General features: G+C 39.4%; 25 protein-coding genes and 1 other annotated feature. Of the genes, 5 read left to right on the top strand and 20 right to left on the bottom strand.

Annotation, left to right across the window (positions count from 1 at the left end; all coding sequences use genetic code 11):
- The first annotated feature begins 87 nt into the window (after positions 1–87).
- Genes MHB42_RS04740 through MHB42_RS04725 form a run of 4 tightly spaced genes read left to right on the top strand, consistent with a single transcriptional unit; the run spans position 88 to position 3,925 of the window.
- The gene (locus MHB42_RS04740; protein ID WP_340804671.1) at positions 88–1,017 is read left to right on the top strand and encodes an ABC transporter permease; all 930 of its coding nucleotides are present in this window, start codon (positions 88–90) and stop codon (positions 1,015–1,017) included.
- A complete protein-coding gene (locus MHB42_RS04735; RefSeq protein ID WP_340804670.1) occupies positions 1,017–1,937 on the top strand; it encodes an ABC transporter permease in 921 nt (306 codons plus the stop codon). The genes MHB42_RS04740 and MHB42_RS04735 overlap by 1 nt, the downstream gene beginning before the upstream one ends.
- A gap of 13 nt (positions 1,938–1,950) precedes the next feature.
- Complete coding sequence (locus MHB42_RS04730; RefSeq protein WP_340804669.1) at positions 1,951–3,006, top strand: ABC transporter ATP-binding protein; 1,056 nt, start codon at positions 1,951–1,953, stop codon at positions 3,004–3,006.
- Positions 2,999–3,925 carry an ABC transporter ATP-binding protein gene (locus MHB42_RS04725; RefSeq protein ID WP_340804668.1) on the top strand — a complete coding sequence of 309 codons (927 nt, stop codon included), beginning with the start codon at positions 2,999–3,001 and terminating at the stop codon, positions 3,923–3,925. Before MHB42_RS04730 ends, MHB42_RS04725 begins: the two co-directional genes overlap by 8 nt.
- 362 nt (positions 3,926–4,287) lie before the next feature.
- Here the strand turns inward: MHB42_RS04725 and pyrE are convergent, their stop codons facing one another.
- The 10 genes from pyrE to pyrR all read right to left on the bottom strand — a co-directional run bounded on the left by pyrE (position 4,288) and on the right by pyrR (position 15,821).
- The gene (pyrE, locus tag MHB42_RS04720; protein WP_340804666.1) at positions 4,288–4,917 is read right to left on the bottom strand and encodes an orotate phosphoribosyltransferase; all 630 of its coding nucleotides are present in this window, start codon (positions 4,915–4,917) and stop codon (positions 4,288–4,290) included.
- Between the two features lie 3 nt (positions 4,918–4,920).
- Positions 4,921–5,625, bottom strand: a complete 705-nt coding sequence (gene pyrF / locus MHB42_RS04715; protein ID WP_340804665.1) for an orotidine-5'-phosphate decarboxylase — start codon at positions 5,623–5,625, stop codon at positions 4,921–4,923.
- Positions 5,625–6,536 (bottom strand): dihydroorotate dehydrogenase, encoded by a 912-nt coding sequence (locus MHB42_RS04710; protein ID WP_340804664.1) that lies wholly within the window; start codon positions 6,534–6,536, stop codon positions 5,625–5,627. The genes pyrF and MHB42_RS04710 overlap by 1 nt, the downstream gene beginning before the upstream one ends.
- Positions 6,533–7,306, bottom strand: coding sequence for a dihydroorotate dehydrogenase electron transfer subunit (locus MHB42_RS04705; RefSeq protein ID WP_340804663.1), 774 nt, complete (start codon positions 7,304–7,306; stop codon positions 6,533–6,535). Before MHB42_RS04705 ends, MHB42_RS04710 begins: the two co-directional genes overlap by 4 nt.
- A 1-nt stretch (position 7,307) precedes the next feature.
- The gene (gene carB, locus MHB42_RS04700) at positions 7,308–10,505 is read right to left on the bottom strand and encodes a carbamoyl-phosphate synthase large subunit (RefSeq protein ID WP_340804662.1); all 3,198 of its coding nucleotides are present in this window, start codon (positions 10,503–10,505) and stop codon (positions 7,308–7,310) included.
- Complete coding sequence (gene carA, locus MHB42_RS04695; protein WP_340804661.1) at positions 10,498–11,598, bottom strand: glutamine-hydrolyzing carbamoyl-phosphate synthase small subunit; 1,101 nt, start codon at positions 11,596–11,598, stop codon at positions 10,498–10,500. Before carA ends, carB begins: the two co-directional genes overlap by 8 nt.
- Positions 11,598–12,875, bottom strand: a complete 1,278-nt coding sequence (locus tag MHB42_RS04690) for a dihydroorotase (protein WP_340804660.1) — start codon at positions 12,873–12,875, stop codon at positions 11,598–11,600. Before MHB42_RS04690 ends, carA begins: the two co-directional genes overlap by 1 nt.
- 1 nt (position 12,876) lies before the next feature.
- The gene (locus MHB42_RS04685) at positions 12,877–13,755 is read right to left on the bottom strand and encodes an aspartate carbamoyltransferase catalytic subunit (RefSeq protein WP_340804659.1); all 879 of its coding nucleotides are present in this window, start codon (positions 13,753–13,755) and stop codon (positions 12,877–12,879) included.
- A 192-nt stretch (positions 13,756–13,947) separates the two neighbouring features.
- Positions 13,948–15,258, bottom strand: coding sequence for a solute carrier family 23 protein (locus MHB42_RS04680; protein WP_340804658.1), 1,311 nt, complete (start codon positions 15,256–15,258; stop codon positions 13,948–13,950).
- Between the two features lie 14 nt (positions 15,259–15,272).
- A complete protein-coding gene (gene pyrR, locus MHB42_RS04675; RefSeq protein ID WP_340804657.1) occupies positions 15,273–15,821 on the bottom strand; it encodes a bifunctional pyr operon transcriptional regulator/uracil phosphoribosyltransferase PyrR in 549 nt (182 codons plus the stop codon).
- Positions 15,822–15,908: 87 nt separating this feature from the next.
- On the opposite strand from pyrR, the gene MHB42_RS04670 reads away from it, so the two are divergent.
- Complete coding sequence (locus MHB42_RS04670) at positions 15,909–16,037, top strand: hypothetical protein (RefSeq protein WP_340804656.1); 129 nt, start codon at positions 15,909–15,911, stop codon at positions 16,035–16,037.
- Positions 16,038–16,060: 23 nt separating this feature from the next.
- On the opposite strand, the gene MHB42_RS04665 is transcribed toward MHB42_RS04670, so the two are convergent.
- The 10 genes from MHB42_RS04665 to sigG form a co-directional block, all read right to left on the bottom strand.
- Positions 16,061–16,972 (bottom strand): RluA family pseudouridine synthase, encoded by a 912-nt coding sequence (locus MHB42_RS04665; protein ID WP_340804654.1) that lies wholly within the window; start codon positions 16,970–16,972, stop codon positions 16,061–16,063.
- Positions 16,969–17,448 carry a signal peptidase II gene (gene lspA, locus MHB42_RS04660; protein WP_340804653.1) on the bottom strand — a complete coding sequence of 160 codons (480 nt, stop codon included), beginning with the start codon at positions 17,446–17,448 and terminating at the stop codon, positions 16,969–16,971. The genes MHB42_RS04665 and lspA overlap by 4 nt, the downstream gene beginning before the upstream one ends.
- 162 nt (positions 17,449–17,610) lie before the next feature.
- Complete coding sequence (gene ileS, locus MHB42_RS04655; protein WP_340804652.1) at positions 17,611–20,379, bottom strand: isoleucine--tRNA ligase; 2,769 nt, start codon at positions 20,377–20,379, stop codon at positions 17,611–17,613.
- Positions 20,380–20,484: 105 nt separating this feature from the next.
- Positions 20,485–20,709: a binding site (T-box leader), on the bottom strand.
- Positions 20,710–20,795: 86 nt separating this feature from the next.
- Entirely contained in the window at positions 20,796–21,320 is a 525-nt protein-coding gene (locus MHB42_RS04650; RefSeq protein ID WP_340804651.1) for a DivIVA domain-containing protein, read from the bottom strand.
- Between the two features lie 95 nt (positions 21,321–21,415).
- Positions 21,416–22,204 (bottom strand): YlmH family RNA-binding protein, encoded by a 789-nt coding sequence (locus MHB42_RS04645; RefSeq protein ID WP_340804650.1) that lies wholly within the window; start codon positions 22,202–22,204, stop codon positions 21,416–21,418.
- A gap of 148 nt (positions 22,205–22,352) precedes the next feature.
- Complete coding sequence (locus MHB42_RS04640) at positions 22,353–22,634, bottom strand: YggT family protein (RefSeq protein WP_340804649.1); 282 nt, start codon at positions 22,632–22,634, stop codon at positions 22,353–22,355.
- A 20-nt stretch (positions 22,635–22,654) separates the two neighbouring features.
- Positions 22,655–23,152: a cell division protein SepF gene (locus tag MHB42_RS04635; protein ID WP_340804648.1), complete on the bottom strand. Its 498-nt coding sequence runs from the start codon at positions 23,150–23,152 to the stop codon at positions 22,655–22,657.
- Positions 23,136–23,840: a YggS family pyridoxal phosphate-dependent enzyme gene (locus MHB42_RS04630; RefSeq protein ID WP_340808530.1), complete on the bottom strand. Its 705-nt coding sequence runs from the start codon at positions 23,838–23,840 to the stop codon at positions 23,136–23,138. The genes MHB42_RS04635 and MHB42_RS04630 overlap by 17 nt, the downstream gene beginning before the upstream one ends.
- A gap of 117 nt (positions 23,841–23,957) precedes the next feature.
- The gene (locus MHB42_RS04625; protein ID WP_340804647.1) at positions 23,958–24,200 is read right to left on the bottom strand and encodes a PRC-barrel domain-containing protein; all 243 of its coding nucleotides are present in this window, start codon (positions 24,198–24,200) and stop codon (positions 23,958–23,960) included.
- 121 nt (positions 24,201–24,321) lie between these two features.
- Positions 24,322–25,095 carry an RNA polymerase sporulation sigma factor SigG gene (gene sigG, locus MHB42_RS04620; RefSeq protein WP_004227313.1) on the bottom strand — a complete coding sequence of 258 codons (774 nt, stop codon included), beginning with the start codon at positions 25,093–25,095 and terminating at the stop codon, positions 24,322–24,324.
- Between the last annotated feature and the right edge of the window lie 45 nt (positions 25,096–25,140).

Raw genomic sequence — 25,140 nt, 5'->3', positions numbered from 1 at the left:
GTAGCCACTATGGCGCGAGTCAGCTCTTTTTAAAATACGAAGGCATATATTTGTCTGACAATTGACAAATAGAAGGAGGAGTTTTATGTGATTAAATATATTTTGAAAAGGCTGATGTATATACTTCTCGCGCTTTTCGTCATCGTAACTGTTACGTTTTTCTTAATGCGTCTCGCTCCTGGTAGCCCTTTTGCGAGCGAACGTAATTTCCCACCTCAAATTGAGGAGAAGTTAAACGAAACGTATGGATTAAATAACCCTTGGTATATACAATATAAAGATTATTTAATCGATACGGCCACTTTCAATTTCGGTGAGTCCATGAAATATAAAGCGCGTTCGACAAATGATATGATTGCAGAAAGTTTCCCTGTTTCGTTAACATTAGGGATTGAAGCTATGCTATTGGCAGTTGGATTTGGTATTTTAATAGGCGTAGTTTCCGCGCTATATCATAATAAGTTCCCGGATTATTTGGCAACGTCCTTTGCGGTGTTATTTATTTCAGTACCTTCATTTATTTTAGCGGGATTAATGCAGTATTTCTTAGCCTTTAAGCTAGGTTTGTTCCCGATTAGTGGATGGAAAGGCTTTGTTTATAGTATATTACCTGCCTTTGCAATTGCTTTAACTCATATGGGCTTTATTGCAAAATTAACGCGTTCAAGTATGCTTGAACAAAACAATAGTGACTATGTAAAAATGGCTCGTGCGAAAGGGATTGGGAAATGGACAATCGTTTTCCGTCATACTTTGCGTAATGCGCTACTTCCAGTTGTCACTTATTTAGGTCCATTAACAGCGGGTGTTGTAACAGGTAGTTTCATTATTGAGCAAATTTTCGCTATTCCTGGGCTTGGGAAACACTTCGTTCAAAGTATTACAAACCGTGACTATACCGTTATTATGGGTACGACAGTGTTCTTCTCCATCATCCTTTTATTTGCGGTATTAATCGTTGATATTTTATATAGTGTGATTGATCCGCGTATTAAACTGAAAGGAGCGAAAAAATAATGACACAGCAACAAATTGAAAAAGATAAGTTTAAAATTGTTGGTGGTAATCATGAAGTAACGGAAAAATTAGCCGATAAATCCGTTTCCTTTTGGAAGGAAGTATTTATCCGTTTCTCTCATAACAAATTAGCCATTGTTGGGATCATTATTTTAATTATTGTTATTTTAATGGCTACGTTTGTACCAATGTTCTCTCAATATAAAGCAAGTGATCAATTAGGTGTTTATAATGCACCGCCGTCTGCACAATTTTGGTTTGGAACAGATGACCTTGGTCGTGATATTTTCGTTCGTATTTGGGAAGGTGCTCGTATCTCCCTCTTTATCGGAATTGCCGCAGCAATTATTGATTTAATTATCGGTGTTATTTGGGGCAGTATTTCAGGTTTAGCAGGTGGTCGTGTTGATAATATTATGATGCGTATTGCCGATGTTTTAACAGCTGTACCTTACCTATTAGTTGTAATCGTCTTACTAGTTGTTATGCAGCCTGGCTTAATTCCAATGATTGTTGCCTTATCTATCACTGGTTGGATTAATATGGCTCGTATTGTGCGTGGTGAAGTATTATCCATTAAAAATCAAGAATATGTACTTGCAGCTCGTACATTAGGGGCTAGTACAAGTCATTTAATTATCAAACATTTAATTCCAAATGCTCTTGGTGCAATTTTAGTAACAATGACATTAACAATTCCATCTGCTATTTTCACTGAGTCATTCTTAAGTTATCTTGGTCTTGGTGTACCTGCTCCAACAGCTTCTTGGGGTACAATGGCATCTGATGGGAATAAAGCCATTGCGAATGCTCCTTGGCGCTTAATTTTCCCGGCAGTATTTATTTCACTAACAATCTTTGCATTTAATGCAGTTGGTGACGGCTTACGTGATGCACTTGATCCAAAACTACGTAAATAAGGAGGTGGCCGTAATGAGTAAAACAATTTTAGAAGTAAAAGATTTAAGAATTAACTTTAAAACCTATGCAGGACTTGTTCATGCTGTACGTGGTGTTACCTTTGATTTAAAGGAAGGTGAAACGCTCGCTATAGTTGGTGAATCAGGTTCTGGTAAAAGTGTTACGAGTAATGCATTAATGAAACTAATTCCACAGCCACCTGGTATTTATGCGTCAGGACAAATTTTATTCAATGGTCGTGATTTAGTACCACTAACAGATAAAGAAATGTCAAAAGTACGTGGAAATGAAATTGCAATGATTTTCCAAGATCCAATGACAAGTTTGAATCCAACAATGAAGGTCGGACGTCAAATAACTGAAGTAATTTTGCAACATAAAAAGGTTTCAAAAGCTGATGCGAAAAAACGTGCAATCGAGCTTTTATCACAGGTAGGTATCCCCTTCCCTGAAAAACGCTATAACCAATATCCACATGAATTTTCAGGTGGTATGCGTCAGCGTGTTGTTATCGCTATCGCACTTGCTGCTGATCCAAAGCTGCTAATTGCCGATGAACCGACAACAGCTTTAGACGTAACAATTCAAGCACAAATTTTAGAGCTAATGAAAGAAATTCAAAAAAACTCGAAAACATCTATCATTTTCATTACACACGATTTAGGTGTTGTGGCAAACGTTGCTGATCGTGTGGCAGTTATGTATGCTGGTCAAATCGTTGAATACGGTACTGTTAATGATATTTTCTATAATCCAAAGCACCCTTACACATGGGGTCTACTTGGCTCGATGCCTGATTTAGATAATGATACAGACGAGCTATTGCGTACAATTCCAGGCTCACCGCCTGATTTAACAAATCCGCCAAAAGGCGATGCATTTGCAGCACGTAATGAGTTTGCAATGGAAATTGATTATGAACAAGAGCCGCCAATGTTCCAAGTAAGCGAAACGCATTTTGCAAAAACTTGGTTGTTGCATCCTGATGCACCAAAAGTTCCTCTTCCTGATGCAGTTGCTAAACGTATTGAAGGGTATTTAGCAAAGGAGGCACAAGAAAATGACTAAACCTGGTGCGAAAAAAATTCTTGAAATCAAAAATGTAAAGCAGTATTTTGGTTCGCCAGCTAATCCCATTAAAGCTGTAGACGGTATTAGCTTCGATGTTTACGAAGGTGAAACACTTGGTCTTGTGGGTGAATCAGGCTGTGGTAAATCAACAACTGGTCGTTCAATTATTCGCTTATACGACATTACAGATGGTGAGATTATTTTCAATGGTGAAAATGTCCATGGAAAAAAATCTAAAAGTGAGTTAAAGAAGTTTAACCGTCAAATGCAAATGATTTTCCAAGACCCTTATGCGTCTTTAAACCCTCGTATGACAGCGGGTGAAATCATTGGTGAAGCCTTTGATATTCATGGTCTTTACAAGGATAAAAAGGAACGTCGTGCAAAAATTCAAGAATTACTTGAAGCTGTCGGTTTAAACAAAGAGCATGCGAATCGTTACGCACACGAATTCTCTGGTGGTCAACGTCAACGTATTGGGATTGCTCGTGCATTAAGCTTAGACCCTAAGTTTATTATTGCCGATGAGCCGATCTCAGCACTTGATGTATCGATTCAAGCACAGGTTGTTAACCTATTAAAGCAGCTTCAAAAAGAACGTGGCTTAACATATCTTTTTATTGCCCATGACCTCTCCATGGTAAAATACATCAGTGATCGCATTGCTGTGATGTACCATGGAAAAATTATGGAAATTGGAAAAGCAGATGATATTTACAATCACCCTGTTCATCCATACACAAAATCATTATTATCAGCGATTCCACTTCCTGACCCAATCTCGGAAAAACGCCGTCAACGTATTCCGTACAAACATACAGAAGTGGATGATAGTGCAACATACCACGAAGTAGGCGACCAGCATTATGTATATGGTACTGCTGACCTTGTGAAAACATGGGTTGCGAACAGATAAGTATAAAGCTCCTATTAACAGTCTACACACTGTAATGGGAGTTTTTTTAGTTGATAATAAAAGGTAAAAATCCGCTATACTGTCTATGAATAAGTACCAAGTGTATCTTTTATCAGCTTCTTATCTTCTATTCATGGACATCTTTATGGATTTTTACCTTTTATTGATGCTACACAAAGAAATTTTCCCATAAGCATGTATATATTAAAAATAAACACTATAGAAGAAAAAATGACAAAAGGAATCGAGCGTGAACTTCTCGATTCCTTTTGTCTACAATCTGAGCTATCGATAAAATTATCGACAGTTGCTTTTGACTTTTATTTAAGGCGTTCTAAACTTTAGTAGTAAAAATTTAAAAATTATAGCTCGCCTGCTTTTAACTTGCTGTGCCACTCTTTTAAGAATGGGATATCCTCTTGTTGAATAGCGCCTGATTCATTTGCTGCTTCGATTAAATAATCAAAGTTTGTTAATGATACATATTGAATGCCTGCCTCATCAAAGGCTTGCTCTGCACGTGGTAGATTATATGTGTACACACAAACAACACCTAGCACTTCACAGCCTGCTGCACGCAATGCTTCTACAGCCGTAATGGATGAACCACCTGTTGAAACGATATCTTCTACTACAACAACTTTTTGACCTGCTGCATATTTTCCTTCGATCTGATTGCCACGGCCATGTTCCTTTGCTTTTGAACGTACATAAACCATCGGTAATTCTAAAATATCACTTACCCATGCTGCATGAGGAATACCTGCTGTAGCTGTACCTGCAACGATTTCTGTTGCGCCAAAGCTCTCTTTAATAACAGAGGCTAAGCCATTTGCTAATTGCTTACGAATCACTGGATCAGAGATTGTTAAGCGTGTATCACAGTAAATTGGCGATTTTATGCCAGATGCCCATGTAAATAATTCTGTTGGATTTAATTCTACAGCACCTACTTTTAACATAGCGTGTGCGATTTCATTTTGTAATGTCATGCTTTATGCCTCCCATAATTCAGTTACGATTTTATATGCTGCTACTGGGTCTTGTGCGCCTGTTACAGCACGCCCTACAACAATCAATGAAGAACCATCTCGTTTAGCCCCATCTGGCGTTGCAATACGCTTTTGATCGTGTGCAGCACCACCTGCTAAACGAATACCGGGTGTGACACGTAGAAAATCCTCTCCACATGTCTGTGCAATAGCTTTCGCCTCATGGACAGAGCACACAACCCCTTGTAGGCCAGCCTGCTTTGTAAGACTTGCATAGTGCAAAACAGACTCTTGCAAGGAGAGAGCAATTTTTTGCTCTGCTTGCATTTGTTCTTCTGTTGTTGATGTTAATTGTGTAACAGCTATTAATGCTGGACGTTCTTTGCCAGCAGGTGTTCCCGCTTCAAGGCCTTCTAATGCTGCCTCCATCATTGGACGCCCGCCTGCAGCATGGACATTAACTAAATCTACACCTAATTTTGCTAGCCCTTTCATTGCAGAGCCTACTGTATTTGGAATATCATGTAATTTTAAATCTAGGAAAATATCATGCCCTAAATCCTTTACTTTGCGTACAATATCAGGTCCTTCTTGCATATATAATTCCATACCAATTTTTACGAAAAGAGGCTCATTGAACTGTTGAAGAAAATCGAATACTTCTTTTTCTCCTGGAAAATCTAATGCTAATATAGGTTTGGTGTTCATCAACGATGGCTCCTTCCAATAATATCTGTTATATGCTCTACGCCTAATGCATCAAGCTTTGCTGGTAATTCATCAATAATGGTTGGGCATACAAAGTGGTCAACGAAGTTGGCTGTGCCTACTGCAACGGCTGAAGCACCCGCAGACATAAAATCAATGACATCCTGTGCCTCTGTTACACCACCCATACCGATAATCGGAATATTTACCGCTTTATATACCTCATATACCATGCGTATTGCAACTGGCTTCACCGCTGGGCCTGATAAGCCACCTGTGCCATTTGCAATCACTGGCTTACCTGTACGCTCATCTAAACGCATCCCTACTAACGTATTAATCATTGTAATACCATCTGCGCCACCCGCTTCAACGGCTACAGCAATATCTACAATGCTTGTCACGTTTGGCGAGAGCTTCACATAAACTGGCACTGAAGAAACCGCTTTGACAGCCTCTACTAGCTCGCGTGCTGTTGCTGGGTCTGTGCCAAATTGAATACCACCACATTTAACATTTGGACAAGAAATATTAAGCTCCAATGCTTTTACATTTGACGCTGTGGAAATACGACGTGCCACTTCTACATAGTCTGCTGTTTCCGTACCTGCAACATTGGCAATTATCGGCACATCATAGCTCTCTAAAAACTTTAGCTCCTCATTCATCACTTTTTCAATGCCTGGATTTTGTAGCCCGATGGCATTTAGCATTCCTGCTGCTGTTTCGGCAACGCGCGGTGTTGGATTCCCAGCACGCGTTTCAACCGTTGTTGCCTTAATCATAATTGCACCTAGCTTTGATAAATCATAAAGCTGTGCATATTCACGCCCAAAGCCGAAGCAGCCTGAAGCTGGCATAATAGGGTTTTTTAAATCTAAGCCTGGTAATTGCATTGCTAAACGACTCATAGTGCCACCGTACCTTTCGGGAAGACTGGACCATCAGAGCATACTTTCACATAGTCTTTATCAATCTGATCTGTTGTTTGACAAACACAAGCAAAGCAAGCGCCAATTCCACAGCCCATACGCTCTTCAAATGATAAATAACCCTCTTTTTCTGGATAAAAGCTTTCTAATGCCTTGAGCATTGGCAATGGTCCACAGGAATAAAAGATATCGAACTCTGGGGCACGCGATTCTAATACATTTGTCACAAAGCCCTTTGTCCCTTTAGAGCCATCCACTGTCACATAATGTGTTTCGCCAAGCGCATTAAACTCATCCTCATAAAAGCATACATCCTCTGTTTGGAAGCCTAATACATGGATTGTTTTTACACCACGTGCATTAAGCTGTTTAGATAGCTCATATAATGGCGGTACACCGATACCACCACCTACTAGTAGTGCTGTGCCTCCCTCTTGCACTGCGTCTATAGGGAAGCCATTACCGATTGGTCCAAGCACATTGACCTGCTGACCCTCACGATTTGTTGCTAACACTTTTGTACCGCGCCCTTCTGCACGATAAATCATCGTAAATTCGCTATTGGCTTTATCAATATTTGCAATACTAATTGGTCGACGTAAAAGCGGCTCCAATGAATCTGACACCTTGACATGGACAAACTGGCCAGGAGTCATATCCTGAACCAGTTCCCCACGAAGTGTCAGTTCGAAAATGTTTGTCGCAATTTGCTTTTGAGAAACGACCGTCATTTTCTCTTGACATATCATATTAGTGTACTACCTCCGCTTTTGGCATTTGTTCTGCTGTAAATGTCATCGATTCAATAACACGTACCATTGCTTCTGCTGTATCTAGAGATGTCAGACAAGGCACACCATTTTCTACAGACTCACGACGGATTCGGAAGCCATCACGCGCTGGCTGCTTACCTTTTGTTAATGTGTTGACAACAAGCTGAGCTTCACCGTTTTGGATAAGGTCAATTAATGTTTGCCCTTTTGCCCCGATTTTGCCAACAACATCTGTGCGTACACCTGCTGCTTCAAAGCTGCGCGCTGTACCTTCAGTAGCTACAATGCGATAGCCAACTGTTGAGAAACGTTTTGCTAGTGCAATTGCTTCTTCCTTATCTTTATCGGACACCGTAAACAATACTGTACCTTCTGTACGAATTTCCATACCAGCTGCTACTAAGCCTTTATAAAGAGCCTTTTCTAATGTTGCATCTTTCCCCATTACTTCCCCTGTCGATTTCATTTCAGGGCCGAGTGTAATATCTACACGGCGTAATTTTGCAAATGAGAACACTGGTACTTTCACAAAGACACCATTTTGCTCAGGAGCTAAGCCTGTTGGGTAGCCTTGCTCAACAATAGACTTGCCAAGAATCGCTTTTGTCGCAATGTTCGCCATTGGGATATTCGTAATTTTACTTAAGAATGGTACTGTACGTGATGAACGTGGGTTCACCTCTATAACAAATACATCTCCTTGTGAAATAACATATTGAATGTTCATTAAGCCAATAATGCCAAGACCTTTCGCAAGGCGAGTTGTATAATCCACTAGTGTATCTTTTTGTGCCTGTGTCAGCTTTTGTGGAGGATAGACAGAGATAGAGTCACCAGAGTGAACCCCTGCACGCTCGATATGCTCCATAATCCCCGGAATTAATACATTTTCACCATCACAAATTGCATCTACTTCAATTTCTTGACCTGTTAAGTAACGGTCTACTAGCACTGGATGATCTGGTGATGCTTCTACCGCGTTCTCCATATAATGGTGAAGCTCTTCTTCATTGTAGACAATCTCCATTGCACGTCCACCAAGTACATAAGAAGGACGAACAAGCACTGGGAACCCTAAACGTTGACCAATAGCAAGAGCTTCCTCTGTCGAAACTGCTGTTTCTCCTTTTGGTTGAGGAATATTTAACTCATGTAAAGCTTGCTCAAATTTATCACGGTTTTCTGCACGGTCAATATCTTCTAATGTTGTGCCTAAAATTTTCACGCCATTGGCAGCTAATTTATCTGCAAGATTAATCGCTGTTTGACCACCGAATTGCACAACAACACCAATCGGTTGCTCTAGGTCAATAATATGCATAACATCCTCGATTGTTAATGGCTCAAAGTATAATTTATCTGAAATCGAGAAGTCTGTTGATACCGTTTCTGGATTTGAGTTAATAATAATCGCTTCATAGCCAGCTTCTTGAATCGCCCATACAGAGTGGACAGTTGCATAGTCGAATTCTACCCCTTGACCGATACGGATTGGACCTGAACCAAGCACCACAACAGAAGGCTTATCTGATTTAATGGATTCATTTTCTTCCTCATATGTGCCATAGAAATATGGTGTTTCTGAAGCAAATTCCGCTGCACATGTATCAACCATTTTATAGACAGGAATAATGCCTTGCTCTTTACGATAAGCATAAATCGCTTCTGGTGTTGTTTCCCAAAGTTCTGCAATTTTCTTATCAGCAAAGCCTAAACGTTTTGCTGTACGTAATACTTCTTTATCATTTTTATTGTTAGCAAGTGTTTGCTCCATATCAATGATATTTTTAAATTTATTTAAGAAGAATAAGTCAATTGCCGACCATTCATGAATTTGTTCAATTGTAACACCGCGGCGTAATGCTTCACCAATAAAGAATAAACGCTCATCCCCAGCTTTACGTATACGCTTTTCAACCCAAGCATCTGAGTTATCTTCAGCATGTTTTAGCTCTAAGTGTACTTGACCTGTTTCCAATGAACGTACAGCCTTTAACATTGCTTCCTCAAATGTACGACCTAGTGCCATTACCTCACCAGTTGCCTTCATTTGTGTACCAAGATTACGTTTCGCTGATTCAAATTTATCGAACGGCCAGCGTGGAATTTTCGCTACAATATAGTCCAGTGCAGGCTCGAAGCATGCATATGTTGAGCCTGTTACAGGGTTTTTAATTTCATCTAATGTTAAACCAACAGCAATTTTAGCAGCTAGCTTCGCAATTGGATAGCCTGTCGCTTTAGATGCTAATGCAGATGAACGTGATACACGTGGGTTTACTTCGATTACATAGTAATTAAAGCTATATGGATCAAGTGCTAGCTGAACGTTACAGCCACCTTCGATTTTTAATGCACGAATAATATCTAATGAAATATTGCGTAGCATTTGGTTTTCACGATCTGATAATGTTTGTGTTGGGGCAACTACAATGGAATCACCTGTATGAATACCTACTGGGTCAACGTTTTCCATATTACATACAACAATGGCATTGTCAGCCGCATCACGCATTACCTCATATTCAATCTCTTTATAGCCTGCGATTGATTTTTCAAGAAGACACTGTGTTACTGGCGAATATTTTAGACCAGATGTTACGATTTCCTCTAAATCTTGATCATTATAACAAATACCACCGCCTGTACCGCCAAGCGTAAATGCTGGACGAACAATTACAGGATAGCCGATTTTTGCAACAAAGCTTTTTGCTTCATCTAAGTTATGGATAATATCAGATTCAGGTACTGGCGCACCTAGCTCGTACATTAAATTACGGAATAAATCACGGTCTTCCGCTTTATGAATTGCCTCTAATTTTGTCCCAAGAATTTCAATGCCGAGCTCGTCTAAAATACCTGATTCATCTAATTCAATGGCCATATTTAAGCCTGTTTGTCCACCAAGTGTCGGTAAAATAGCATCTGGACGTTCTTTACGTAAAATACGTGATACGAAATCAAGTGAAATTGGCTCGATATAGACTTTATCTGCAATTTCTGTATCTGTCATAATTGTTGCAGGGTTTGAATTGATTAAAATAACACGGTAGCCTTCTTCTTTTAAGGAAAGACAAGCTTGTGTTCCTGCATAGTCAAATTCTGCTGCTTGTCCGATAACGATTGGGCCTGAGCCGATTACTAAAATAGTTTCAATATCTGTACGTTTAGGCATGTTGTTTCCCCTTCCCTGCTTCTACTTCCATCATTTCGATGAATTCATCAAATAAGTGGTTTGAATCTTCTGGTCCTGGTGATGCTTCTGGATGATATTGCACTGTAAAAATTGGATATTTCTTATGACGTACACCCTCACATGTACCGTCATTTAACGCGATATGTGTTAATTCTAAGTCTGTATCTTTTAATGATTCAATATCAATGGCATAGCCATGGTTTTGAGATGTTAAATCTGTGCGACCTGTGCGTAAATCTTTTACAGGATGGTTACCACCACGGTGTCCAAACGGTAATTTGAAGGATTTTGCGCCACAAGCTAATGAAAAGATTTGGTGACCTAAGCAAATGCCAAACATTGGTACTTTCCCAATAAGATTGCGCACTGTTTCAATACCTTCTGGCACCTCGTCAGGGTTCCCTGGTCCGTTTGATAGCATAATGCCGTCTGGATGCCAAGCTAAAATTTCCTCAGCAGGCGTATTATAAGGCACAACAAGCACATCACAGTCACGTTTATTTAATTCACGAAGAATACCGTGCTTCATACCATAATCAATTAGCACAACTCGTTTACCACGTCCAGGAGATGGATAGGCAGCTTTTGGCGATACTTCACGTACATGGTGCGTAATGGCTGGTGTTGCTTGTAGTTGTGCCACAATTTCATCCACATTTACTTCTTCATCAGCAGCCGTTAAAATCGCTTTTACTGATCCTTTACTACGAATAATACGTGTTAATTTGCGTGTATCAATCCCTTCAATACCTGGGATATCCTTTGATGTTAAATAGTCATCAACCGTTAAATCACAGCGGAAGTTGGAAGGTGTTTTGGCTAATTCACGTACAACAAACCCACGAATAACAGGTGTAATAGATTCAAAATCATCACGATTAATGCCGTAATTCCCAACTAATGGATATGTGATAGTAACAATTTGTCCGTAAAATGAAGGATCAGAGATTGATTCCTGATAACCCGTCATACCTGTTGTAAATACAACCTCACCTTGTGAAGCGCGATCACTACCGAATGCCGTACCTGTAAACACTGTGCCATCTTCTAAAATTAGTAAACGTTTTTTCATTACTCTGCCTCCTGATATACGATATTGCCTTCAAAAATTGTTACTACTGGCCAGCCTTTCGCTACCCAACCATTGAATGGTGTATTGCGCCCTTTTGATACAAAGCCCTCTGCATTAACTGTTTGCTCTTTTTCAAGATCAATTAACACCATATCAGCCGAAGCACCTACCGCTAATGTGCCGTATGGAAGGTCAAAAATAGCTGCTGCTTTTACAGTCATCCAATCGATTAATTGCTTTAATGACCATTTTCCTGTTTCTACAAATTGTGTATAAAGCAGTGGGAAGGCTGTTTCAAAGCCAACGATGCCAAATGGTGCACCAACCATACCACAGCATTTTTCCTCAACCGTATGTGGTGCATGGTCTGTTGCAATACAGTCAATTGTGCCATCAAGTAGTGCGGCATGCAGGGAATCCTTATCATCAGCTGCACGTAATGGCGGGTTCATTTTCCAGTTTGCATCATCTGCTGGAATATCCATTTCCTCTAGCAATAAGTGGTGCGGACAAACCTCTGCTGTGACACGAATCCCTGCTGCCTTTGCATCTCTTACTGCACGTACAGATTCTTTTGTTGACACATGACAAACATGGTAGCGTGCACCTGCTGCCTCCGCTAATAAAACATCTCGTGCGATTTGTACTGACTCACAAATGGAAGGGATACCTGGAAGCCCAAGCTCCTTATTACGCTTACCTTCATGCATGACACCATCATAAATTAATGAATTATCTTCACAATGTGCCACAACAACCATATCATGCTCCGCTGCATCTTTCATTTGCTCATACATTGTAGCCGCAAGCTGAATGCCTACACCATCGTCTGAAAACGCAACAGCGCCATGTGCTTTTAATTGCTCAATATTTGTACGCACCTCACCTGAAATATCCTTTGTAAGAGAGCCATATGGCAATACGCGAATAACAGCACTTTCCTGAATAAGCCCATTAATCAGCTGCATATTTTCAACAGAGTCTGGTACTGGTTTTGTATTTGGCATTGCACAAATTGTTGTAAAGCCTCCTTTTGCTGCTGATGCTGACCCTGTTGCAATTGTTTCTTTATGCTCAAAGCCTGGCTCACGTAAATGTGTATGTACATCAACAAAACCTGGCGCAACAATAAATCCGTTCCCTTCAATAATTTCAGCATCCGCTACAGAAACGTCCTGTCCAATTGCTGTAATCTTGCCATTCGCCATAGCGATATTAACTGTTTGTAGCTCACCTTGCTCATTTACCATTTGCACATTTCGAAGTACCTTTGCCATCCTATTCTCTCTCCTTTAAAATAGTTTCGATAATAGCCATTCGTGTGTAAACACCATTTCGCACTTGCTCGAAAATACGTGACCGTTCACACTCCACTAGCTCAGAAGCAATTTCTACATCGCGATTCACAGGCGCTGGATGCATAATAATTGCGGATTCTTTCATTTGTTGCTCTCGTTCGATTGTTAAACCATATTCCTGATGGTAGCTTTCTTTTGAAAAGCTTTTGTTTACTTTATGACGTTCATGCTGCACACGTAGTAACATAATCACATCACTTATTTCGATTAAGTCATCCCATGAATGATGTGCCTCAAAACTTCCTGCCCATTCTTCTGGACATAGGAAGTGGACGTTTGCACCTAAGCGCTGCAATGCCACTGCATTTGATTTTGCCACACGGCTATGGGATATATCGCCAGCAATAGTAATATTCAATCCTTCAAACTTACCAAACTCTTTTTTGATTGTATAAAGGTCCAATAATGATTGCGAAGGATGCTGACCTGCACCATCACCCGCATTAATAATGGCTACATTAATACCGTTTAGCAGCTCATTGTAATATTCATCCTCTGTTGCACGAATAACAACGGCATCTAAGCCGATCATTTCTAGTGTTTTAACCGTATCATACATCGTTTCCCCCTTTGTAACACTTGAAAACCCGGCATCGAAAGGAATAACGGTACAACCAATTTTGCGCTCTGCCATTTCAAAGCTTGTTTTTGTACGAGTGCTTGGTTCGAAAAATAAATTGGCTACATTGTACTTACGAGATAATGATGATGCTTCACCGTTTTCAAATGCTTGTGCAAGGTCAAGAATATGATGAATTTCCTCTATTGTTAAATGTTCCATCGATAATAAGTTTCTCATTATATGACCTCCATTAGGTTGTGTGTCATGAACGTCTATGTATGACGTTCTCTTTATAAAGGAAAAGCCCCATTGATCGTATCAATGAGGCAGAAGGAGGCGTGACAAACTATAGCAGGTTATAGCACCTACTTCAGCTTGTCCACAGCTTCCCTTTTTTTGCCTCTCTGGACAATTCATTAAAAGGTACTACTATGAATTTTTATGTTGATTGTCTTGTACAGGTATTGCCGCTTCTTGTTTGCCTGGCAAAACAGCATTCAATAGCACACCGATAATCGCTGCTAGTGCCATGCCCTCAATGCTCAATGATTCTGAAATCACAAACTTTGCACCGCCAATACCGATAACTAAAATAACCGATGCAATCACTAGGTTACGGCTATTGCCAAAATCAATATGATTATCTACTAGCATGCGTAAACCACTTGCTGCAATAATACCAAATAGTAAGATAGATACGCCACCAAGTACCGCAGTTGGAATTGTTGCAATTACGGCCATAGCTTTTCCGAAGAATGATAGTAAAATTGCCACAATCGCTGCACCTGCAATAACGTAGATACTGTACACACGCGTAATTGCTAGGACACCAATATTTTCACCATACGTTGTTTTTGGTGGACCACCAATAAGCGCACTAATAAATGTACCAAGCCCGTCCCCAAGCAGTGAGCGGTGTAAACCAGGTTCTTTAATATAATCACGCTCCACAACTTTTCCTAATACAAGCTGGTGACCGATATGCTCTGAAATTGTAACAATAACAATTGGTACCATTGTCAGCAAAATTTTGGTTGTCACTTCAAATTCATAATGCACACCTGGTATTAAGAAATCAGGGATGGCAAAAAATTTTGCAGCAGCAATTGGTGTATAATCTACAATGCCAATGATCATGGAGTAAATATAGCCTACGATTAAACCAATTAAAATTGGCATTGTGCTTAAAATACCTTTGAAGGAAATCGTAAAAATAATGGCTGTAAAAACAGTAACTAATGCAGCAGAAAAGTGTAAAAAGCTATATTGACCATCAACGTTCATTGCCATATCTACAGCTGTGCCTGATAGTCCAAGACCAATTACCATAATAACTGGCCCTACTACAATTGGCGGTAAAATTTTCATTATCCATTTATAGCCACTTTTCCAAATAACTAAGGATACAATTCCATATGTAACCCCAACAGCCATCGCACCAATCATGGCGTGTCCCGGATTTACACTAGAGCCATCTGCATTTAAACCACCTGCTACAAGCAAAATTGGTGCAATAAATGCAAAGGATGATCCTAAATACGCAGGCACTTGAAATTTCGTAATTAATAGGAAGAAAAGCGTAGCAATTCCACTTGTTAATAACGCAATAGCTGGGCTTAAGCCAACGAGCTGTGGCACTAAAATGGTTGAGCCAAACATGGCAAACATATGCTGGAAGCTTAATGTCACCAGTTGGAGTGCGTTTGGTTTATCCTTAATATCTAACACTGCATTTGACATATTGCTTCCTCACCTTATCGTTCATCTTCTTTATAAATAATAACGCAATCTTCTCCATCAACTTCTTGCAAGTTTACAACAATACGCTCAGAGCCTGAAGTCGGCACATTCTTTCCTACATAATCTGCTCGAATCGGTAGCTCTCGATGCCCTCTATCCACAAGCACAGCCAATTGGATTTGTGCAGGTCTTCCTAAGTCCATGACAGCGTCTAGTGCTGCACGAACGGTGCGCCCTGTATAAAGTACATCATCCACTAAAATAATTTTTTGATTTTTTACGGTATAATCAATATCCACTTGCTCTACATGTGCTTGCTCATTTTCGTGCTTTGTTGTTAAATCGTCCCGATATAGCGTAATATCAAGCTCGCCTGTACGAATCGCTTGTCCTTCAATTTTTTCAATTCGTTGTGCTAGACGTTTGGCTAGAAAAGCACCTCGTGTTTTAATACCAACGAGAATACATTCATCAATTCCTTTATTGCGTTCAATAATTTCATGGGCAATACGCGTTAACGCTCTTGTCATTGACGGACCATCTAATAACTCATTTTGTGCCATATTCATGTCCTCCTCCCTATCATCTATTATCAGTCATATGTCCATAAAAAAACCTCTCAAGGCGAGTAGCCTGAGAGGATTATATACATGTTGAAAAAGCATGTTGAACAATTTGCAGCACAAATTATCACAACACTATCACATAAACCTTCTCAGCCTCTCTGGACTGTCATTAAAGGTGACTATTTAGTTTTCTTATTTATTCACTGTCGTTAGTATAGACCTTCTTCGTATATACGTCAATGCCTATTTCGTAAATCCTTTAATAATTGCTCATAATCAGCAGGAAGTGGCGCTTCAAATTCCAGATATTCACCAGATACAGGATGGTCAAACCCTAAAACACCCGCATGCAGCACTTGTCCACCAAAATCAAGTGTTTTTTTCGGACCATATTTTGGATCACCTACAAGCGGGAAGCCAATATAATTCATATGTACACGAATTTGGTGTGTACGTCCTGTTTCTAAACGGCACTCCACAAGCGTATAATCGCCAAAGCGCTCAATCACTTGGAAATGTGTAATAGCATGCTTGCCCTGATCAACAACAGCCTGTTTTTGACGGTCTTTTGGGTCACGTGCAATTGGTGCATCAATTGTTCCTTTATCATGTGCAATATGTCCATGTACAAGCGCTGTATATTTACGAGTGACTGTTTTATTGACTAACTGATTCACTAAGGATTCATGGGCTACATCGTTTTTTGCCACCATTAATAAGCCTGATGTATCCTTATCAATACGATGCACAATACCAGGTCGCATTACACCATTAATCCCTGATAAATCTTGACAATGCGCCATTAGTCCATTTACTAGCGTACCTGTCATATGTCCTGGTGCTGGATGTACCACCATGCCCTTTGGTTTATTCACAACAAGCACATCTGCATCCTCATAAACAATATCCAACGCTAAGTTTTCTGCGACAACATCCAATTCTTCAACTTCTGGTACATCAATAACAATGAGGTCACCAGCTTTAACCTTATATTTTGCCTTAACAGCATCGCCATTTACTTTAATAGCTCCATCACTAATCCAGTTCCCTATTTGCGTACGTGACCATTCTGACTGTAGACTTGAGAGTGCCTTATCAATGCGCTCTCCTTGTTGCTGTTCTTCAATTGTATATGTTACTTGCGTCATTGTTTCACCTGTTTCTTTTCTTTTTTATCTTCCACGATTAAGCCAATCATTAGCAGTACAACAGCTATTGTTAACGCAGCATCTGCTACATTAAAAATAGGGAAGTCATAGTTAATAATAGGAATGAAAACATCTGCAAAATCAACCACTTCACCTCTAAATAAACGATCAATAAAGTTGCCAATCGCGCCACCTAACAATAGCATTAAGCCAACCTGAAAAAGTGGTTTACCTTTTGCTTCTTTATGATAAAAGTAGAGAATCGCACATATAACGACAACGGTTACGATACTAAACAACCATATTTGTCCCTCCAGCATTCCCCATGCTGCTCCTCGATTGCGATGAGATAAAATGCCAAACCATGGGTCCCATAGCGCAATGCGCTCCCCATACGCCATATTTTTGACAACGAGCCATTTTGTCCATTGATCGAGTAAAATAACAAAAGCAGCAAATCCATAATATTTATACACAAACATTCCTCCGATCGCTCAACATCTAACCTATTCTACCATAACAGCACCCTTTGCCATAACTACGAGCATATAAAAATCTGGTGCTAACAGCATATGTGCAATAGCTATAAAAAAACAAGCTAGAAATCAAACAACCATTTCTAACTTGCTTTATATTTATTATGCGTAATATTTTTCTACAACATCTGCACAGCGCGCACATAATGTTGGATGTGCTGCATTTGTGCCAACTGTTTCAGAAATTGACCAGCAGCGCTCACATTTTTCACCTGCTGCCTTTTCCACAGCAATTGATACATGCTCAAGCGCTAATGCATGGGCAGGTGCTTCTGCTAATGTTGCTACCTCAAATGCCGAAACAATAGAAAGCTGTGCAAAATCAATATTTGCATCGTTCAGTAATACTACAATATCCTCTTTTGCATAGACAGTTACTTTTGCTTCAAGTGATTTCCCAATTATTTTAGCATTACGTGCTTCCTCTAATGCTTTTAAAATATCATCACGAACATCGATAACCTTTTCCCATTTTGCACGAAGGCTATCAAAATTCGCTTGCTCATCTACCTCTGGTAAGTCTGTTAATTGGACAGAAATTTCCTCTACAAGACCTTGTGCATATAGGTATGACCACATTTCATCTGTTGTATGTGGAATAATCGGTGTCATTACTTTCACCAATGTCATTAATGTATCATACATAACCGTTTGCATTGCACGGCGGTCTTGATTGTCATAGCCTTCAATATAGACAACATCTTTGGCAATATCTAAATAGAAGGAGGATAGCTCTACAGCAACAAAGTTATTGACCACATGGTACACAGCAGCGAAATCATAACGATCATAAGCAGCACGCACTGTTTTTAAGACGTCTTGCAAGCGCATATATACATATTGATCCATTTCACGAAGCTCTGTATAAGCCACACGATTTTTCTGTGGATCAAAATCAGCGATATTGCCGTGTAAGAAACGCAATGTATTACGAATTTTACGATATACTTCAGACACTTGCTTTAGCATATCCATTGAAATACGTACATCTGCTGTATAATCCACAGAAGCAACCCATAAACGAAGAATATCTGCACCATATTGATCCATTACTTTTTGTGGCACAATTGTATTCCCTAGCGATTTACTCATTTTTCGCCCTTCACCATCAAGCACAAAGCCGTGTGTTAAAAGCCCTTTATAGGGTGCAAAGCCGTTGATTGCTACAGATGTAATAAGGGATGAGTTAAACCAACCACGGTGTTGGTCAGAACCTTCTAAATAAAGGTCAGCTGGATACTTCATACCACGCTCTACTAAGACACCTTGGTGTGAAGAACCTGAGTCAAACCATACGTCCATAATATCGTTTTCTTTTGTAAATTCACCATTTGGGCTACCTGGATGTGTAAAGCCTTCAGGTAATAATTCTTTTGCCTCTTTTTGGAACCAAATATTCGATCCATGCTCACGGAATAACGCAGCTACATGAGCAATTGTTTCTGGTGTAATAATTGGTTCACCATTTTCAGCGTAGAAAATTGGAATCGGCACACCCCATGCCCGTTGACGTGAAATGACCCAGTCGCCACGATCACGAATCATATTATAAAGACGAGTTTCACCCCAAGCAGGTGTAAATGTTGTTGCTTTTACAGCCTCTAGTAGCTCGCCACGGAATGCTTCAACCGATGCAAACCATTGTGGTGTCGCGCGGTAAATAACAGGCTTTTTCGTACGCCAATCATGTGGATATGAGTGTGTAAAGAAGTCTAGCTTCTCTAATGCTCCAACTTCTTTGAGCTTTTCTGTAATGAGTTTATTGGCATCATTATAAAAGACACCTTCAAAGCCAGGTGCTTCATCTGTATAGCAACCACTATTATCAAGAGGGCTAAGAATACCTAAACCATATTGTTTACTAATATAGTAATCGTCTTCCCCGTGTCCAGGTGCAGTATGCACACAGCCAGTACCAGCATCAGCCGTTACATGCTCACCTACCATAATAAGTGATTCACGATCATAGAATGGATGCTGTGCTACAATACGGTCAAGTGCCTCACCTTTCACTTCCTGTACAATTTCATACGATTCCCAGTTAAGCGCAGTTGCCACTGACTCTACTAATTCTTTAGCAATAATGAATTTCTTCTCTGCCACTGCCACTACTACATAGATAAATTCAGGATTTAAAGAAATCCCTAAGTTTGCTGGTAATGTCCAAGGTGTTGTTGTCCAAATAATAAATTTCGCATCTGCTGGCACAACGCCTTTTGCATCTTTAATCGCAAAGCTGACATAAATAGATGGTGATTTAATATCTTTATACTCGATTTCAGCCTCTGCAAGAGCCGATTCAGAAGATGGTGACCAATAAACAGGCTTTAAGCCCTTATAGATATAGCCCTTTTCTGCCATTTTCCCGAATACTTCAATTTGACGCGCTTCAAATTCAGGCTTTAATGTAATATATGGATTTTCCCAATCACCACGTACACCTAAACGTTTAAATTGCTGGCGTTGATTGTCGATTTGCTCATAAGCATATTTTTCACAAAGCTGACGGAATTCCGCCACAGACATTTCCTTACGTTTAACACCTTTATTTGCTAATGCCTGCTCAATTGGTAAACCATGTGTATCCCAACCTGGTACATAGTTCACATGATAACCAGACATTGAACGATGACGTGTAATCATATCCTTTAATACTTTGTTTAATGCGTGACCAATATGAATATCACCATTTGCATATGGAGGACCATCATGTAACACAAACTCAGGGCGACCTTCTGTACGCTCCATCTGTAATTTGTTAATATCCATGTCATTCCATTTTTCTTGCATTTTTGGCTCATTTGCTGGTAAATTTCCGCGCATTGGGAAATCTGTTTTTGGCATTAATAAAGTATCCTTGTATTCAACCATTAAAATTCCTCCTTTACGATTACAAACAAAACATCTACAACAATTATTGGCAAACATAGCAAACCTAATGCTTCTGCCTGCAAATAAAAAAAGCCCTCAATCCCACAAAGGGACGAGAAGCTTCTACTCGCGGTACCACCCTAGTTGCAGCACAATTCAAATTGCACTACCTCTTTCAAGCACGTTAACGTTGTGCGGCACGAAATAACTTACTGCTTTCAGTTATTTAGCTCGGAAGTGATCTTCATTGTTAGTTGTTTGTTTGGGCTTCCACTATCCCCAAATCGCTTCACTACGCCTAACAATTACTATCTTCGTCTTTGCCTGTATGCATATCTGTTCAAATAATTGCTAGTATAAAGTATATGAAATTCAATCATTCACGTCAAGTTTCAATTATAGGGCAAGAGAAAAAATTATAAATCTTCGGATTCCTGTGCTTCCTCTACAGACGCTTGAATTTCAGTTAGATCAATATCATATTGCAGCAAATGATCCCAATCATCTGCATTTAATAGGTCAAGCTGTGCCTCCACAAGCATTTTAAAGCGATTACGGAATACTTTGGATTGTTTCTTGAGCTCATCGATTTCAATCGTTACCTTACGTGCCTTTGTTAATGCTTCATTGACAATTCGATCAGCATTTTTTTCAGCTTCTTTGACAATAAGCTTTGCCTCTTTTTGTGAATTTCTGCGTACTTCATCCGCTGCCTCTTGTGCCACAACTATAGATTTTTGTAAAGTTTCTTCTAAGGTGTTAAAATGCCTCGCTTGCTCTAAAGCGATTTCTAACTGTCGATCAACTTCTTTTTTCTCACGCAATAAAATTTCATAATCTTTAATAATCTGATCTAAAAATTCATTGACCTCGTCCTCAGCATAGCCCCTGAAGGTCTTTGTAAACTCCTTATTATGTATATCAATAGGTGATAATGGCATACAATCCTTCTCTCCTTTACGTGTACATTCATAATTTCTATTATACAATTGTTGCGACAACTTAGCAGTAAAAATTAATGAAAATTACTTCACTTTCAAGCTTTTTGGGCCAATCGACCGATTTGTAGACGAATTTTATCTTTTTTTGTACGGCCTTCTGTCATAATAATTTTAACACGTCCACTTCCTCGTATCGATAAAATATCGCCCTCTTGTAATTCAAAAGCAACAGCATCTCGCTCTGTCCAATTTACACGTACTTTATTTCCTGTAATAAGTGCTTGTGCCTTTTGACGGGACACATTTAAAACAGTTGCAATAATAACATCTAAACGCATCGAAGACACCGTATGAGATTCCTCAAGCCATTCGTCCTCATTAACAAGCAGCGGCTCCATTTCCTTTATTGCCTCCACATGTACCTTTACCTTGCCAATGCCTGTTAAATGCAAACGTACATAGTCTGCTACCTCTTGCGCAACGACAAATTGCACCTGATGCTCATTCACACGAATATCTCCAAACTTACCACGGTTTAAGCCTAATGATAACAATGCACCTAAAACGTCAGGATGTCGCAATTGTACAAATTTCACAGGGTAATGAATGGTAAATGCTACGAGCTGGAAGTCATCCTCAGTCGGTTCAAAATAAGTAGGAAAAATAAGCATACGCTGCCTCTCCGCCTTATCAAATAACCCCATGCTTGCTGTTTTTAATGTATCGTCTTGTCCAATAATGGATGCCACAATAAAGCGCTGCCTTGGATCAAGAAAATCCGTTAGCTTTGGTGCATAGCGATCTTCCACCTCACGCTGCCAATTAACCACCTGTTCAATAAAGGGTTGTTCCTCTTTTCGAAAATGCTGAATTAAATGCTCCATTTGATTATCTCCTTCACCTTTGACATTCTATCCGCCACTTTTAGTATTCTATCCGTTACTTCCTTTATTCTATCCGTCACTCTTAGCATTCTATCCACCAACTACTATAGCATTAAAAAAACCCTCACCAAATCGTGAGGATTTTCTTTTAAATAAACATAAAGTATATTTTCTGAATGACTATAAAAAGCCCTCGTTCAATAAAATTCAGCATAAAGATTGCCACGATAGGAGAAATATCAATCATTCCAATAGGTGGAATAAATCGTCTGAAAATCCCTAAGTATGGCTCACATACTCTTGCCAGCATACGTCCAAATGATGAATTTTGCGCAGCAGGCACCCAAGACATTAAAATATATATAATTAGCAAAAATGAATAAATCCTAAATGCTAACGATATATAGTTAAGTATAATCAAAAAAGTCATATAAACTACAATCCTCGCTATTAATTATCGTCTAAAATAAAGTTCGTAATTTCCCCAGTTACTTCTACGTTATCAGGTGTGCAAAGGAAAATATCTTTACCAATTCGTTGAATATCCCCTGCAAGGGCATACACTGTACCGCTTAAAAAATCAATAATTCGTTTTCCTTGCTCCCGCTCGATACGCTGCAAATTTACAATTGTTGCCCGTTTATTTTTTAAATGCTCTGCGATATCTTGCGCTTCTGCATATACTCTAGGCTCAACTAAAACCACTTTTGCTCCTTTCGAACTCATCGCTGCCTGTAAACTAACAATGTTGTTAGGCGTTGCTGTGCTTTGTGGCATAATTTCATGGACGGGCGCTTTGCGTTCTTTCATGTTTTTTTTAGGCTTTGCTGTTTGAACTTGTTGCTGGTGTTGTATGGGTTGTTGCTGTTGAATAGGAGCTTGCGTGATCTCTTCTTCTAGTTCCTCTTCAAGGTAAAAGAAGTTTTTAATTTTATTTTTCATGCTCATCCTGTTCCCCTCTTTCATTTCCAACAAGAGCCGTACCGACTCGAACAAAAGTAGCCCCTTCCTCTACCGCAATTTCAAAGTCATTAGACATGCCCATTGATAACTCGGTACAAGGTGCATGTGCGAATCCTCGCTCGGCTATTTGCTGTTGACATTGTTTTAATTGCTTGAAAACAGAGCGAATAAGTGCTTTGTCTTCTGTATTTGGTGCCATTGTCATTAAACCCACAACTTGAATTTTTGTAAAACTTGTTAATGCTTCTACAAAAGGTAAAACTTCCTCAACCATTAGCCCATGCTTTGATTCTTCACCAGAAACATTTACTTGTACAAAACATTTAACAGGTTTTTCTGCTCGTTTTTCAATTTCTTGTGCCAAACTCAAACGATCTAAGGAGTGTAAATAATCAATGTTGTTAATAACTTGCTTGACTTTGCGTGTTTGTAGTGACCCAATATAATGCCAATGCACATCGGCTTGAATCGCTGCAATTTTATGATTGAAGCCTTCAGGTCTATTTTCGCCAAAATGAATAAGCCCTGCATCAATTGCTTCTTGTGTTCTTTCCACAGAAACTTCTTTTGTTACGGCAATAATTTGAACTTTACTAGCATCACGATTGCCTCGCTTTGCTGCTGCTATCAGTACATCATTTATTTTGCTTAAATTTGTTAAGATTTTTGTCACTGTTCTTCCCAACTTTACAACAATAGTTTCTCTTATTGTAACAAGCAATGGTTGATTTATCAATGAATAGCCTGACCTATATCAGCATTAGCATGCATAAAAAACGAATCTTTTGTCTTAAGAAAGTGCCTTCACTAAAATAACGTCCTTGCCGACGACAAGCACATCCTTCATATATACCTTTCTCACAGATTCCTCCCCTTTAAAAAAGCCCAAATATTTACGAGGCTCAGCAATTAAAAATGCGGTAACATAGCCTGTTTCCTTTGATACTTCAGCATCTACAACAAACCCTATAAAACGTCCATTCCCTGCTTCAATTACTTCTTTTTGCTGCAACATTGAGAATCGCACTAACATCCCTCCTCTATCTATTACCATCTACTTCCATTCTAAAACGTTGCTATCTCTTTATATTTATGTATCAATTGTTCATTGAATGAAGAGAAAATGCGCACCGAATAATCGGATGCGCATTTTTTTATTTGTAATCTTTTTGCATTGTTTCAATCGCATTTTTTTCTAGGCGTGAGATTTGTGCTTGTGAAATCCCTAACTCCTTGGCAATTTCAGTTTGTGTTTCACCGTAATAAAAACGCTTTGCCACAATCATTTGCTGACGTTCATCTAACTTTTGTAAGCTTTCCTTCACCGATACATAGGCAACCCATTGATCCTCTGATACATCATCATCACGCAATTGGTCCATCATATAAACAGCATCTCCGCCGTCTGAATAAATAGGTTCCTGCAATGAAACAGGGTCTTGAATAGCATCTAAAGCAAATAACACATCTTCTTTTTTCATATCAATCATTTCGGCAATTTCTTCAATCGTAGGTTCTCGCAAATTATCAGTTATCCATTGCTCTTTTGCCTGCATTGCTTTATAGGCTATATCTCTTAAGGAGCGAGAAACTCGCAATGCATGATGATCACGCAGATGGCGACGAATTTCACCAATAATCATTGGCACAGCATATGTCGAAAACCGTACATTATGCTTTAAATCAAAATGATCAATGGCTTTCATAAGGCCAATACACCCTACTTGAAATAAATCATCTGCCTGTTCACCTCGATAGGCAAATCGACCAACAATACTTAGCACTAACCTTAAATTGCACATGACAAGCTCTTCTCGAATTTCCGTTTCCCCTGCTTGCAAACGGATAAAGAGCTCCTTCATTTCCTCGTGCTTTAAAATTGGCAAAGTCGATGTATCTAAGCCGCAAAGATCTACTTTTGTTCGCATATTCGATTCCTCCGGATGTTATTCTCTGACTAAACCGTGACATCA

The sequence above is a fragment of the Lysinibacillus sp. FSL K6-0232 genome (genome assembly GCF_038008325.1).
GTDB lineage: Bacteria > Bacillota > Bacilli > Bacillales_A > Planococcaceae > Lysinibacillus.
This window is presented reverse-complemented; position numbering and strand designations above follow the sequence as displayed.